Source organism: Sunxiuqinia sp. A32 (genome assembly GCF_052690465.1).
Genome location: NZ_JBQYLI010000032.1, coordinates 14,451 through 29,406 on the forward strand (window position 1 = coordinate 14,451; position 14,956 = coordinate 29,406).

General features: G+C 42.6%; 7 protein-coding genes. All 7 read right to left on the reverse strand.

All coding sequences use genetic code 11. The annotated features are described in order from the left end of the window. Nucleotides 1–19 precede the first annotated feature (19 nt). The gene (locus ACUNWD_RS20345) at nt 20–409 is read right to left on the reverse strand and encodes a four helix bundle protein (protein ID WP_445589709.1); all 390 of its coding nucleotides are present in this window, start codon (nt 407–409) and stop codon (nt 20–22) included. A gap of 73 nt (nt 410–482) precedes the next feature. Beyond that, on the reverse strand, nt 483–1,154 hold the full coding sequence (locus ACUNWD_RS20350) for a hypothetical protein (protein ID WP_445589710.1): 672 nt from the start codon (nt 1,152–1,154) through the stop codon (nt 483–485). 325 nt (nt 1,155–1,479) lie between these two features. Then, complete coding sequence (locus ACUNWD_RS20355; protein WP_445589711.1) at nt 1,480–1,770, reverse strand: hypothetical protein; 291 nt, start codon at nt 1,768–1,770, stop codon at nt 1,480–1,482. Further along, entirely contained in the window at nt 1,767–2,075 is a 309-nt protein-coding gene (locus ACUNWD_RS20360; RefSeq protein WP_445589712.1) for a hypothetical protein, read from the reverse strand. Before ACUNWD_RS20360 ends, ACUNWD_RS20355 begins: the two co-directional genes overlap by 4 nt. 108 nt (nt 2,076–2,183) lie before the next feature. Further along, nucleotides 2,184–2,576 carry a hypothetical protein gene (locus tag ACUNWD_RS20365; protein ID WP_445589713.1) on the reverse strand — a complete coding sequence of 131 codons (393 nt, stop codon included), beginning with the start codon at nt 2,574–2,576 and terminating at the stop codon, nt 2,184–2,186. A gap of 118 nt (nt 2,577–2,694) precedes the next feature. Next, entirely contained in the window at nt 2,695–3,720 is a 1,026-nt protein-coding gene (locus ACUNWD_RS20370; RefSeq protein ID WP_445589714.1) for a hypothetical protein, read from the reverse strand. Nucleotides 3,721–4,435: 715 nt separating this feature from the next. Then, a complete protein-coding gene (locus tag ACUNWD_RS20375) occupies nt 4,436–14,875 on the reverse strand; it encodes an HYR domain-containing protein (RefSeq protein WP_445589715.1) in 10,440 nt (3,479 codons plus the stop codon). Nucleotides 14,876–14,956: the final 81 nt, after the last annotated feature.

Here is a 14,956-nt window from a genome sequence, read left to right on the forward strand (position 1 = left end):
AATTGTCAATATTCAATGATCAATTTTTTAATGTTCTACTATTCGCTTTTTCGATTACTAATCTCTTTTTAGTTGTTGAAATAATTGCTCCCATCAGCTTTAAAAGCTCATCGACTTCTTGTATTAAGTTGTTGGCTTTATCCTGATTTATATAGTTGCTATCTCGAAGCAACCTTATCCAATATTTTGTTTCTCGTGCCTCCTTATAGGAGATTGAGATTTTAGACAGAAAATCCTTTTTTGATTGTGCTCCTATTGCTTCTTCTGCATTTGCACCGATAGATGTTCCCGAACGCAGCAGTTGCTTCGAAAGGACAAATTCACGTTCATTCTGCGTTAACTGTTTGTAAACTTCAATGATGCGCAACGCAAAATCATAGGACTTATCTCTTATTGGATTTTCTTTCATTTTCAATTCATTTAATTTTCAATGTTTATTCTTCATTGACCATTGATCATTGTACATTTTTCATTAATTAATTTCATTCTTTATCGTATTGGTAAATTCGCGAACTGTTTGGTTTAGGATATACTTCCAGTAATGCTTTTTCCGACTCTCCCGTATTGGTTCCAAACTGATCCTGTACTTCTGTTATCCAATATTGTGTTGTCGTTGTTGGTGCAGGATCTAATACTATTTCATAGCTGGTTGTATCGATGCCAGTAATGGTTTTAGATGTAACGCCAGTGGTGTATGTGATACTCCATGGTCCCGTTCCGGTTAGTTCGACATTCAGAACAGCCGGATCTCCAACACAAATAGAATCTGCTGTAATTATTGCAGTAGGGAGTGATTCCAGAATTTCAATTCTTCCCACTTTCAGATTATTGGTACATCCTGCGGCATCAATTGCAGTTACTTTATAGAAGTATATTCCAGGCTCGTGCCAGGTCACATCAACAGAAGGACCTGAGTTACCATTCGGGAAGCTTGCATCGGTTATAGGAGCATCTCCCGTGGTTGTTGCAAAGTTCACCGTTGAATCTCTATAAATTTCCCAGGTATACGTGTCACCTGCATGCTCTTCAACTTCAAGTTTTGATGTCTGACCTTGGTACACAGGTGTCTGGGCCATAGCAAATGCCATGGTCAGGATGACTGGTATAATTACCAGCACCAGACGTTTAATAATATGGTACAAAGGTCGATTCACTTACTTAATTGTCAATTCTCATCTTATATCGTTGTCGGTTTCATTCGTTCACAACGCTGCAATCTTCTCCTGATCCGATTACCACCTGCCAGTGGTCGGATATTGATCATCCATAATTTCGTTGTATAACTCATACAATCTTTTTTGCCTTCATTATTTCATTTCACACTCAATGCTGTCTTGCACTCAAATCGCTCAATCTCTCATTCAATCCTTCTATCCTTGCGTTATTCCACAAGTACAGCAATACCTTTCCTGTTTGCCTGATTTCTTGTTTCAGGGCAATAAGTCAATATTCGAAAGCTGTCTATGTTCGCCATATTCACTACATCGCTTTAGCGTTGGTTAATAATCGATTTCTTTCACTCAATAAATCAGTCATTCCCACATTCTGTCCTTCAACTATTCTCACATTCAATCCTTCATCTCTATCCTTCCGTTTTAGGCAAACCATTCCCATTTCGGGTGGTTTTCCCCGATTGAATATGTGTCCACTTTCTGTTCTTGCAGGAGCTTTGTTTCGTGCAAGAATTACCGGTAGCGGTGCTCCGCGATTCGCGTGAATCAGTTTTAACTGACTGCTTGAAGGACCGTGTTTGTTATTCTCTATGATCATGTTCTCATTACAGAATAATCATTCGTTAAACTGAGATTCCTGATGCATGATATTCGCTGCCGGATTCTGGATTCCTGATATTGATTTTCAAGCTTCCAGTAGTTGGCAATCAGCTTTCCATAAACACCAAATCCCGGCCATAGATTCCCTGTTTTGGGGATTAAGCCAGATTTTCCGAACTGCTTTGTAAACCATTGGTCGAAAGCTATTTTCGGCAGTGTTGTTTGTTGACGAACCGACATTAGAAATCTAATCCTTCTGCCTATCGTGGCAGGTGGTCCGTTCTTGTTATGGTCACTGTTCATTTGCCATGTGGCATAACTATTAATTTGCGTTCATCAGTCTTGATACTGGATACTTGATTCTGGTTTAACTTCCAGTTTCGAGCTTGTATTTCCAGGCTTTCTGATGTTTCATGCATATGTGTATTCCCCGGACTTACTATGCCGGAAATGATTGAGGTCGTTCAGTTTTGTTATGTGCTTCGTTGTCTCTAAATACAGAGTACGCGCCTTGCTGATTCTGCTTGTCATAAGCGGAATGCATATAGACAAAGCCGGAAAACCAATTGACATCTTTGGAATTCCATTTGTCAATAGCGGAAACTCATTCGACGGTATCGGAAATCTATCTGACAATAACGGAAAGTAATCTGTCGTTGTCGGAATTCCATTTGATGATACCGGAAGTCCATCTGGCGGCATCGGAAAATCATCTGTTCTATTCGGACTCGTGATTGACGATGTAAATCCCATGAATGGATTGCATCCAACATCCGTATCAACACTATTTCCCGTCTCACACATAAACTCAACTTAATCTAATTTACTTACATCTTCGTTGCTTCTTCTTACCCGATGGACCTTCCATTCGTCAGCTGACGAATGGAAGGCTATATCTGGTTATGAAAAAGCGAATTCCTTCTTATGGTTGTTCAAAATCACCAACGTCTGTATTGTCAATAACTTCTGGACGTTCAGTAAGAGTTTGAGTAGCCTCATTTGTATCAGGACTAGTACAGTCAGCAGCGACAACATCAGGCTGCCCTGCAGTGTTAGTTCCATTGACGGCTAGTGTTATTGGTGTGTCATCTATCCCTTCAAAAGTACTGTTGGTGATTGTCACTTTTGCGTAAATGGAAACACCAGTTGATGTATCAGTGGCACTTGTTTTAGCAGTAGTACCACTAGCTGTTCCTGATGTTACCGCTACAGCAGAACCAAATGAAGTATCATAATCCCATTCGATTGTTGCAGTTTGAGCTCCTTGTAATCCGGTTAAAGTAAATGTAGGAGTCCATTCTTCAGTAAAGTTTGCGGCAACTATTTCAAAATAGAGGGTATTTGTACCATAATCATAAGTCATTGCATCTCCACTCCAGCTTGCGCTTTGCACATTATCAAAACATTGTGCAGCAGCATAACTATATCCGCTGGCATCAGCAGCAAGTGTAGTTGGGTCTAGACTTAAAATGTCTACTGTGAATGCATTTATTGGTTCAATTTGATAAACTTTAAGGTTATCAGAACAGCTACCCGCTGGTGCTTCATAATAAACAGCGACAAAAGTTGGCGTTGCAGCAGCAGCAGCAAGAACATCTGTACCCCAGGATAATTCAATTGTACTAGCGGCAGTTCCCTGATTGTAATTTGCAGCAGTAGTTGCTGTAACATCTGGCGAAGCTAGAGTTCCTGCGCCAGAGTTGTTTAGGACACCACCTGATATAAAACTAGTATTTGTAGTTGCCCACCAGGTATATGTACCACCTGTAGGATCAGTCGTCACAGAATATTCGTATGGTGTACCTGCAATTGGATGTAATGCATCATTAGTACAGCTAACAGCAGCCTCTGGATTAGAGTTGTGTACCGCAGTTTGCCCAAATAAATTGGAAGTTCCGGCGATTAAAGCCAGTACTAAAAACGTAAGAATAAAAATTTGCTTTTTCATAATATAAAATTTAAGAGTTGTTGTTTGGGTGAATGGTTGTTTTATTTTTTTAGTTCCATTCATCCTTTGTTATTGTTTAAATAGTTGTTGTTATCTAGAAGCTAGATCCAAGAAGCTAGATTCTAGACTTTTTAGTTTTTGTTTCCCTTAATCTTCCCCTTTAGGGGGAACGTCCGATTTATCGGCAAGGGGTAATCTTGTTAGTCGTAGGCTTAAAGTCATCGACTTTTCCCTTTGACAGCGTAATCAGCTTAAGCTTTATTGAGTAGGATTCTTTCCCTTCGAAATTTGATCTTGGTTCTTTGTTCTTGAATCCTTGTTCTTATCAATATTCAGCTTTCGCTGTTTAAGTGCGGATCATTTTCAGATCCTCGTTCCCTAATGCAAGATCTTTAATCTTGACTCTTTAATCTTGGTTCTTTTCTTCTTTCCCTTTTGGGCTTCCCTATCCCGAGTAATCGGGAGGGAATAAGGGAGTCTATTCATAGGCATTTATATATTTTAGTTGGTAATTATTTTCTTTAAAGCAGAAACGGTAAAGAGCAGTAACCCGCGGGCTACAGATTAATTGGGCAAAGTACCTGTGACGGGTTACCGCCTTACCGATTCGCACACCAGCAACACGCAGCTTAGGCAAGTAGGCCGCATCGTCCTGTTTTGAGAGTCTTCCCTTACAAGGGATCGTGGTATATATCGAATTAATTATTTTCATTTTCTAGTTAACTTGAGGTCTTGGTGTTATGGTTATTGGTTTAATAATTTCTTCTGATGTATTTCCATTACAGTCTTCTATCCAATAGGTGATGTAATGAGTGATCGTTGTAAAATTCACTCCGTCACCCCAAAGCGGGATATCGCTTCCGTATGTTGACAGTTGTCCTGATCCTGATATTGGACTGTGTGTTAATGCTGGGCCACTGGGATTTGAAGGATCCGGAGTATCTGTAAAGTCAATTCGCCAGTTAATGGTCATATCAGCCTCAGCACAACAGTTATCCGAAATGTCTGTTAAATCCAATGCCGTATTGCCACTCTTAAATGTATACTTATCAGGGCTTGGTGTTTTATCCAGATTTGAACTAACATATTGAGCAAGAGATAATAGATCAACACAAGCAGTTAAAGACGGTGCGGTAAATGTAGGAGGAATGGTGTCGAGTACCGTAACTGTATGGAAACAGGTATCAGCACCAGAAACGTTTGCAGCAGTCCATTGGATGGTGCTTGTTCCTAATTCAAAATCATGATTTCCCATTGGAAGGGCACTTGGATCCGGATTATTTCCTGTACTTGTTCCGGTTGCCTGTTCGTTGCCTTCCGGATCGAATATCTTCCATTCCCAGGTAATGGTTGGGATTCCTTCAATTAGTTCAGGTGTTCCCGGATCAAAATTATGCACACAAGATGTTGATGGCGTGTACACAGTGGTGTCATTTGGACATTCAATCACCGGTTCGGCTTCTACCGTTACCGTGAAGAAACACGTCGCTGTATGTCCGTGTGCATCTTCAATGGTATAGGTGATGGTAGTTACCCCAACATTAAAAGTGTAAGGACTTGGTACAATATTAATACCACTCGGATCCGTATTCCCAACGGCAATCGTTGCACCTGTCATTTCCCATGTTAATGTGGTGTCCGGGCAATTATCGTAGTATATTGGTTCAGGAACGATAACTCCTGAAGCATAAGTCTTTTCATAATCAGCTTGATCAACAATATCGTCAGGGCATTCCAGATATGGAGGCAAGTCATTTACTGTAATTGTTTGTGTACATGGCCAGTCTGTACCGGAAGCATCGGTAATTATCCATTCTATCGTGGTTGTTCCTACAGGATAAATTCCATTAACGTTCATCGAATCAATAGCATCGGGCCAGTTGTTGGATACGGTGTACTCTTCATTACAAGGATTGGTTATCGTAGGTACAGGAATGATCAGGTCTGCATCACATTGATCAGGGTCAGCATCAACAATTGTCGGATCCGGACAAGTCACTGAGAATTGAGGATCGGCCAGGTTTTTAATCCAAACAGTATGAGAGCAGGTATCTGAATTTCCTGCTTCATCAATGGCAATGTAGGTTACTGTTGTCACACCAACCTCGTAAGTTTCGTTGTCTGCGTAATTGATTCCGGTATCCGAACTGGAATTGACAGTCGCACCCGTCATGATCCACTTCAAGACGTCAAGGTTACAGTTTTCGCTGATAGATGGCTGCTGCACTCCTGTAGGAACGATGTCACAACCACCATTGGTAATCAGGTCTTCAACGTTTGGAGGACAAGTGATCACCGGATCTTGTGCGTCATTCACCGTGATTGTTTGGGTACATGGCCAGTCCGTTCCGGAAGCATCTGTAATTATCCATTCTATCGTTGTTGTACCTACAGGATAAATTCCATTAACGTTCATCGAGTCAATAGCATCGGGCCAGTTGTTGGATACGGTGTACTCTTCATTACAAGGATTGGTAATTGTTGGCACAGGAATGATCAGGTCAGCATCACATTGGTCAGGGTCTGCATTAACAATTACTGGATCCGGACAAGTCACTGAGAATTGAGGATCGGCCAGGTTTTTAATCCAAACAGTATGAGAGCAGGTATCTGAATTTCCTGCTTCATCAATGGCAATGTAGGTTACTGTTGTCACACCAACCTCGTAAGTTTCGTTGTCTGCGTAATTGATTCCGGTATCCGAACTGGAATTGACAGTCGCACCCGTCATGATCCACTTCAAGACGTCAAGGTTACAGTTTTCGCTGATAGATGGCTGCTGCACTCCTGTAGGAACGATGTCACAACCACCATTGGTAATCAGGTCTTCAACGTTTGGAGGACAAGTGATCACCGGATCTTGTGCGTCATTCACCGTGATTGTTTGGGTACATGGCCAATCCGTTCCGGAAGCATCTGTAATTATCCATTCTATCGTTGTTGTACCTACAGGATAAATTCCATTAACGTTCATCGAGTCAATAGCATCGGGCCAGTTGTTGGATACGGTGTACTCTTCATTACAAGGATTGGTTATCGTCGGTACAGGAATGATCAGGTCTGCATCACATTGATCAGGGTCAGCATCAACAATTGTCGGATCCGGACAAGTCACTGAGAATTGAGGATCGGCCAGGTTTTTGATCCAAACAGTATGAGAGCAGGTATCTGAATTTCCTGCTTCATCAATGGCAATGTAGGTTACTGTTGTCACACCAACCTCGTAAGTTTCGTTGTCTGCGTAATTGATTCCGGTATCCGAACTGGAATTAACAGTCGCACCAGTCATGATCCACTTCAAGACGTCAAGGTTACAGTTTTCGCTGATAGATGGCTGCTGCACTCCTGTAGGAACGATGTTACAACCACCATTGGTAATCAGGTCTTCAACGTTTGCAGGGCAGGTGATCACCGGATCTTGTGCGTCATTCACCGTGATAGTTTGTGTGCATGGCCAATCCGTTCCGGAAGCATCTGTAATTATCCATTCTATCGTTGTTGTACCTACAGGATAAATTCCATTAACATTCATCGAATCAATAGCGTCGGGCCAGTTGTTGGATACGGTGTACTCTTCATTACAAGGATTGGTTATCGTAGGTACAGGAATAATAAGGTCTGCATCACATTGGTCAGGGTCAGCATTTACAACTACTGGATCAGGGCAGGTTACTGAGAATTGAGGAGCATCCAGGTTTTTAATCCAAACATCAAAGCTGCAAGTGTCGGTTAAGTTATTGGCATCGATGACAACATAAGTAACCGTTGTCACACCGACGTTAAATGTTTCTCCACTAACGTAGTATTGTCCATCCGTTGGGCTGCTGCCTGTGGTTGCACCGCTCATTTCCCATTTTAGAATTGGATCCGGGCAATTGTCTGTAAATGTTGGGTCAGGAACATTACTTGGAACTAATGTACAACCACCATTGGTAATTAAATATTCTACATCATTTGGGCATGAAGTGAATGTTGGGTTTTGAGTATCGATTACTGTAATGGTATGTGTGCAGCTGTCTTTATTTCCAGAGGCATCTTCAATGATCCATTTTACTGTTGTGATTCCAACCGGATATCTGTCAGTGGCATCATCGGTGCCATTGAAATCATTTATGATGGTGTAGCCTTCATCACATGGATCACTAACAGTCGGCGTTGGAACATTAACCAATGCGTCACAAACTCCGGCTTCGGCATTAATTGGACCAATATCGCTTGGGCATCCGGAAGTGAAAACCGGTTTAATCAAGTCCGTTATCTGAACGTCAAACTGACAGGTGATTTCATTGCCTACATCATCAGAAACAGTATAGGTAACTGTTGAAATACCAACCTGGAATGTTATTCCATTGACTGAACCTATGCCGCTTTGGGTGGTTCCATCGGCATGAAACACTGAGTATTCGAGTGTGGCAACCGAACATCCATCACTATAGGTTGGCTCTAAACTTGGGTCATTTACTACCAGGTCACAATTACCAACAGGTGCCTGCAAAATAACCGGGCCGGTTGGGCAGGTGAGATTGGGCAAAATCTCATCAGTAATGGTAAATGTGGCAGGTTGTGTACTTACGGCATTATCACAATCATCGGTGGCAGTGAACGTAACTGTTTTTGTTTTCGTATGATTATTAGTGTCAATCACCCAATTTTGAGAGGCTGTGTCAGCAGTCCACGTCAGGTCCGCGTCACATTGGTCATTAATCACTGCTCCTCCATGATTGGCAAGCCAGGCAATGTAATCAGGATTTTCATCAGGATTAATTGAAGTACATTCTGCTATTCCGTCATTTGGTTGCTGAGAAATAACGGGGACACTGGTATCCAGAATCTGAATATAAGCTGAATCCAAAGCCCGGTTACCACAAGCATCATCAGCCCAGAAATACACTTTTAGCTCACCATTACAAGTATGGGTAAATGGAACGTAGTCATTCTCAACCGGAATACTTGAAATATCTTCGTCGGAAGCAGTGGCTGTGGCTAACCACTGGGCAATTATTGTTTCTGCATCCGGGTCATTACATTCTACCTGTAAATCGGTTGGAGGTGCAAGTATTGCCGGAGGAATGTAGTCGAAAGTAATATCAAAGTTGCTAATGCCATAATTACAATCAACACCTGTTTGATCTTCTTCAACAACAAGAGAATAGGTGCCTGGAACCGTAGGAGTCCAATATGGATCAGTTGATAATATTGCGCCAGTTCCATCCGGTCCGTCATGCCATTCATAACTGTAATCTAAATTAATCGGGGTGATCCCTGCGTTGATGGTTGGAATATCATCTTCACAAATGTCATCCGTCTCTACATCAAATGAAATGTTGATTTTTGGTAATACCGTTACTGTTACGTCTGCACAACTAATTATTGGTTGGCCATCACAAACATAAGTTCCAGCGAGTGTACCACATACTTCGTATACGATGGTTGCAGGAGCATTCTCATCTCCAGTAAAAATTGGGTTTAAAGGATCAGTTAAATCGAGATAATTTAGTAAACTTTGGTCGTTAGGAGAGGATACAGTCCAGGTAATTTCGGCATTCGGATCAAGACCTGAAACTGAAATGTTTCCGGAACACTGATCATCCGCACGGGTCACCAAATCTTCTGTTGTAGTGGCTCCACTAATGGATTGGATTGAGTAGGTGTTTGGGTTATTTCCCGGCTCACAGAATGTTATCGTATAGAATCTGCCACCACTTAAACAGATCACGTCTCCAACTTTGGACGGAGGTCCACAATCAATGTGATAATAAAGTGCTCCACCAGGAATTGCACCTGTTGGAATGTCAAATACTAAACCAACTGCGTCTTCATGCAAGTATACATTGAATGAAATACAGCGTGGTGGTGGTGGTCCTTCAGCATAACAACAGATACCATTCCTAATAACGCTAGGTGAAGTCCAGGTAGAATCCGGATCATCAAAGATTACACCGAAGAATGGAACATCATCTTCTGTTGTACTTGGATCATCAATACAAGCTTCACACGAACCACTATTTGTGAAAGTATAAGTTTGAGTACAAGGATCTGAAGCATTTCCGCAGTTATCATAGGCAACGTAAACACGTTCGAGGCTGGTAGGGCAAAAACCAGCGACCTGATCCAATCCAAAATATTCTTCACTGATTAGTTCGTAGGTAATTAAACCTGATGGAGAACAATTATCAGTTGCAGAAACCCCTGTGTGGAGAAGGTAAGAAGGGATGACATTTGGATCAAAATTATTGTAATCTGTACACGTTAACACAGGAGGTGTGTTGTCGGTCACATTGATTGTTTGATCTTGCGTGACAAAGTTTCCTGATGCATCTGTTGCTGTCCATGTGCGAATGATGGTGGAGCGTCCAACACAATTTCCTGAAGTAGTAGCGTCGCTGTATGTAATTGTTGGAGTTCCACAATTATCGGTAGCAGTTGGAGTACCAGTTGCTAAAGGAGAGGAATCATCACTACATTCGATATTTGCAGTTGCCGGGAAAGTGTCCCAAACAGGGGAAGTATTGTCATTGATTGTCACCGTTTGGTTGGCTGTGGTGTAGTTTCCAGCGGCATCAATAAAGGTCCATGTGATGACGGAAGTACCAGTAGTGGTATAAGGGAATGCTGTGGGCGTTGTACCTGTTATTGTTCCCGAACAATTATCAGTGGTTGTAGGTGCTGTAAGCGTCACAGAACACTGTTCAGTTACAGAAGCAAGTGTTGGTTTTACCGGAACTTCATTATCAGTTACGATAACGTTTATGGTGCAGCTTGTACTAATATTTCCTGCTTCATCTGTAGCAGTAAAGGTTACCGGAGTTGTACCTACCGGATAGGTATCGCTGGCATCCGTTCCTCCGTTGTAATCATTGGTAATGGTTACGTTAGAGCAGTTTTCAGTAAAAGTTGGATTTGAAATTGTTACAAAGGCGTCACAACTTCCGGCATCATTTGGCTTAGTGATGTTTCCCGGACAGTTTACAACCGGGGCTTCATCATCAGTGATTGTGACATCCACCGTGCAGGAATCCTGATTCCCACTTTGATCTGTCGCAATAAATTTGACAGTGGTTGTCCCAACAGGATACGTTCCACTTGCATTAGCTCCACCTGAATTAAAATCATTGGTTATCGTGACTGTCGAGCAATTATCAGTGGCACTTGAGATAAAACCAGTAATTGTTGCTTCGCATTTTCCAGGATCAGCAGTTTGTGTGATTGGTGATGGGCATGTAATTACTGGATCTTCATTGTCTTCAATGGTTATATCGATGGAACATATTGATGTCATTCCGACATCATCAGTAGCTGTGAAAGTTACAGTTGTAGTTCCAACTGGGTAAGTGTCACTTGCGTCGGCTCCTCCTGAATTGTAATCATTGGTAATGGTCGGAGTAGAACACCCGTCGGTTGCGGTTACTAATGGTAGCGCAATAGATGCAGTACAAGATACTGGATCAGCAGTTACTGTAGTGTCATTTATACAGCTTAAAACAGGCGGCTGGGTATCTTCAACAATAACTGCTTGAGTTTGTGTTGTTATATTACCGTTGCCGTCATCATATGCCCATGTAACTACATAGCTTCCTTGAGCATTATAGGTTAATGGATCGGAAGTTGTTCCATCGATAGTCGTAGAACAGTTTGTTTCAGCTGTTGGGACACCAGTGACAGTTGCAGAGCACTCACCACGTACAGTAGGAAGGTTATCGATTGTAGGAGAAGGTACACCAACACTAGTAATAATAACTGTCTGTGTTTGGGTACTGGTATTACCAATCCCATCTTCATAAGTCCAGAGAATCGAATAAGTTCCAACCGAAGAATAACTGGTAGGATCAGATGTCGTTCCAAAAACTGGTCCATCGCAATTATCAGTTGCTGAGGGAGCATTTACAATGGTTGTTTCACACGCGTCACCAATTACATCGAATAAATTGGGCAAGTCTGGCGTTGGTGCTTCATCATCCGTTACGGTTACATCCATGGTGCAGGTAACCGAATTCCCAGCAGCATCGGTGCCAGTAAATTCAACAGTTGTTGTACCAACCGGATATATTCCACTGGCATTCGCTCCTCCTGAATTGTGATCATTGACGATTGATCCACCTGCACAGTTGTCTGATAGTGTTGCAAGTGAGATTGATACATAAGCTTCACATTCCCCTGGATCAGCAGTTTTGCTAGCATCACCCGGGCAAGTGATGACCGGATCCAAATCATCAGTGATAGTTACAGTTACAGTGCATTCATCGGTGTTTCCAGCAGCATCGGTCGCGGTAAATTTTACAGTGGTCGTTCCAATTGGATAGCTATCGCTGGCATCAGCACCTCCAGCATTGTAATCATTAGTGATTGATCCGCCCGTGCAATTGTCAGTAAATGTGGCAATCAAATTACTGACGGTGGCTTCACAACTTCCAGGGTCTACAGCCTGTGAAACAGCAGCAGGGCATGAAATAACCGGATCCTGGTTATCAATTACAGTTATATCGACCGAACATGGAGTTGTATTTCCAGCAGCGTCGGTGGCAATAAATTCGACGGTAGTGGTTCCAACCGGATAATTGTCGCTGGCATCCGCTCCGCCCGAATTGAAATTATTTGTAATGCTCGCTCCAGAACAATTATCACTATAGTTAACTATTAAAGAAACATTGGCATCACACGATCCATTATCCGCATTTACAGTAATGTTTGACGGGCAATTTATGGTTGGGGCTTCGTCATCTGCAACCGTAATGAACGTTGAGCAGCTAATCTCAGTTCCGGCAGCATCCGTTACTGTATAAATAACTTCAGTGGTTCCAACCGGATAGACATCACTGGCGTTTGGGCCACCGTTATTGTAGCTATTGGTAATTGCTCCTCCCGGGCAGTTATCATAGAATGTAGCCAGTGGAACGCTTACGTTGGCATCACATCTTCCGGCAGTTGCTGAAACCGTCATGTCACCTGGGCAAGTGAGTTCCGGATCTTCTGTATCGGTCACGACCACATCAAATGAACAAACAGCACTAACATTTCCATAATTGTCCATTACTGAGTAAGTAACGGTTGTTGTTCCAATATCAAATGTCGAACCGGGTGTGTGAGATTTTGTCCAAATCAAATCTCCGCTGGCTGTACAGTTGTCCGAGGCAGTGGGCTCTGTCCAGCTAACAATTGCATTACACGAACCAGTATCGTTATTTTTATTGATTGTTGTTGGGCAATTTGAGATTACCGGAGCTTCATCATCAGTGACGGTGACCGTAAATGAGCAAGTGGCAATATTCCCGGCTTCATCGGAGGCAGTATAATCTACTGTTGTGGTTCCAATTGGGAACGAATCACCAGGATCGCTGGATTTAGTCCAAATAATGTTGCCACTGGTTGTACAATTATCTGAAGCAGTAGGCTCTGTCCAGCTAACCGTTGCAAAACAGGAACCGGCATCACTGTTTATAGTAATATTATCCGGGCATCCGGTAATTACAGGGTCTTCACTATCTACTACAATAATTTCGGTTGAGCAAACTGTTTCATTTCCAAATTCATCCACTGCTCGATATTCAATGGTCGTGCTTCCAACCTCAAAAACGTCGCCGGGATTCTGGCTTGGTTCATACCAGTCGATCTTATTTTTGTGAGTACAATTGTCAATTTCTGTCTCTACTGGTTCCGTCCAGTTGGCAACAGCTTCACAAGTTCCCGGAGAATTATTAAAATACAAAACAGTTGGAGGGCAGTCGTCAACTACAGGGCCCTCATTGTCATAAATAGTAACTAATACATCGCATGTTGCTGTATTACCGTTAGTATCTGTTGCAGTAAAAGTGACAGTCGTTGTTCCTCTATCATAATAATCACTTGCATCCGCACCCCCGCCATTCTCGCTGTTTGTAATGGTTACTCCGGGGCAATTGTCCGTTGCTGTTGCATATTCAGTAAAAGTTACATAAGCCCGACATTCACCAGGATCTGTAGCTTGTGTGATTTCTCCAGGACAAAACGTGATTACTGGATCTTCATTATCCAGAATGTCAATTGTGATGTCGGATGTTGCACTACATCCGTTAGCATCCGTAACCACAACGGTATAGGTTCCGGCTGAAAGTCCTGTTTGGTCTTCGGCAGAAGCCGACAGGCCGCTTCCGTCCGCGGTTGTCCATGAATAAGAGTAATTGGGCGTTCCATTTGAGACGGTAATATTAATTGCTCCATCACCATCTGTAGCACAAAGAACGTCTGTCTTGCTAGTCAATGTAATTACAGGTAAAGGATTAACTGTGATATCAGTGGATGCTGAATTCACACAGCCATTTCCATCATTGTAGGTGTATGTAACGGTATGAGTTCCAACGCCTGCAGTAGCCGGGTCAAATTGACCGGTACTGACTCCGGGGCCAGAGTAGGTACCACCAGCGGGAGATCCTTCTATTAGTGTAAATGCTGCTTCATCGATACAAACGTCTGACAATGGGGCAAACGTGACGTTAGGGAGCGAGTTAACGGCAATCGAACCATTTGCAATTATATTTCCACATCCACCTGTTAAGGTTACTGCGTAGCTGAAATTACCGGAAGCAGTTGGTGTTCCTGAAATTGTTACAACATTTGCTGCCCAACTACCATTAACCCCGGTGGGCAATCCGGAGAATGTTGCTCCAGTTGCGCCAGATGTAGTGTAGGTAATATTTGTAATCGGCGAATTGATACAGACGGTTTGGGCATCGGTACCACCTGCAGAAGAAAGGGCAATTGTGTTGTCTGGAGTTACGCTAATTGAACCACTTTCAGTAACGTTTCCACATCCACCCGTCAAAGTGATTGTGTAGCTGAAATTACCGGAAGCAGTTGGTGTTCCTGAAATTGTTACAACATTTGCTGCCCAACTGCCATTAACTCCGGTGGGCAATCCGGAGAATGTTGCACCAGTTGCGCCAGAGGTGTTGTAGGTAATGTTTGTAATCGGCGAATTGATACAGACGGTTTGGGCATCAGTACCACCTGCAGAAGAAAGAGCAATTGTGTTGTCTGGAGTTACGCTAATTGAACCACTTTCAGTAACGATCCCACATCCACCCGTCAAAGTGATTGTGTAGCTGAAATTACCGGAAGCAGTTGGTGTTCCTGAAATTGTTACAACATTTGCTGCCCAACTACCATTAACTCCGGTAGGCAATCCAGAGAATGTTGCACCAGTTGCGCCAGAGGTGTTGTAGGTAATATTTGTAATCGGCGAATTGATACAGACGGTTTGGGC

What these genes read in the sequence shown, in the direction of transcription:
- ACUNWD_RS20345 (WP_445589709.1), bottom strand. Translation starts at nt 409, where the DNA reads ATGAAAGAAAATCCAATAAGAGATAAGTCCTATGATTTTGCGTTGCGC.
- ACUNWD_RS20360 (WP_445589712.1), bottom strand. Translation starts at nt 2,075, where the DNA reads ATGAACAGTGACCATAACAAGAACGGACCACCTGCCACGATAGGCAGA.
- ACUNWD_RS20355 (WP_445589711.1), bottom strand. Translation starts at nt 1,770, where the DNA reads ATGATCATAGAGAATAACAAACACGGTCCTTCAAGCAGTCAGTTAAAA.
- ACUNWD_RS20365 (WP_445589713.1), bottom strand. Translation starts at nt 2,576, where the DNA reads ATGTGTGAGACGGGAAATAGTGTTGATACGGATGTTGGATGCAATCCA.
- ACUNWD_RS20370 (WP_445589714.1), bottom strand. Translation starts at nt 3,720, where the DNA reads ATGAAAAAGCAAATTTTTATTCTTACGTTTTTAGTACTGGCTTTAATC.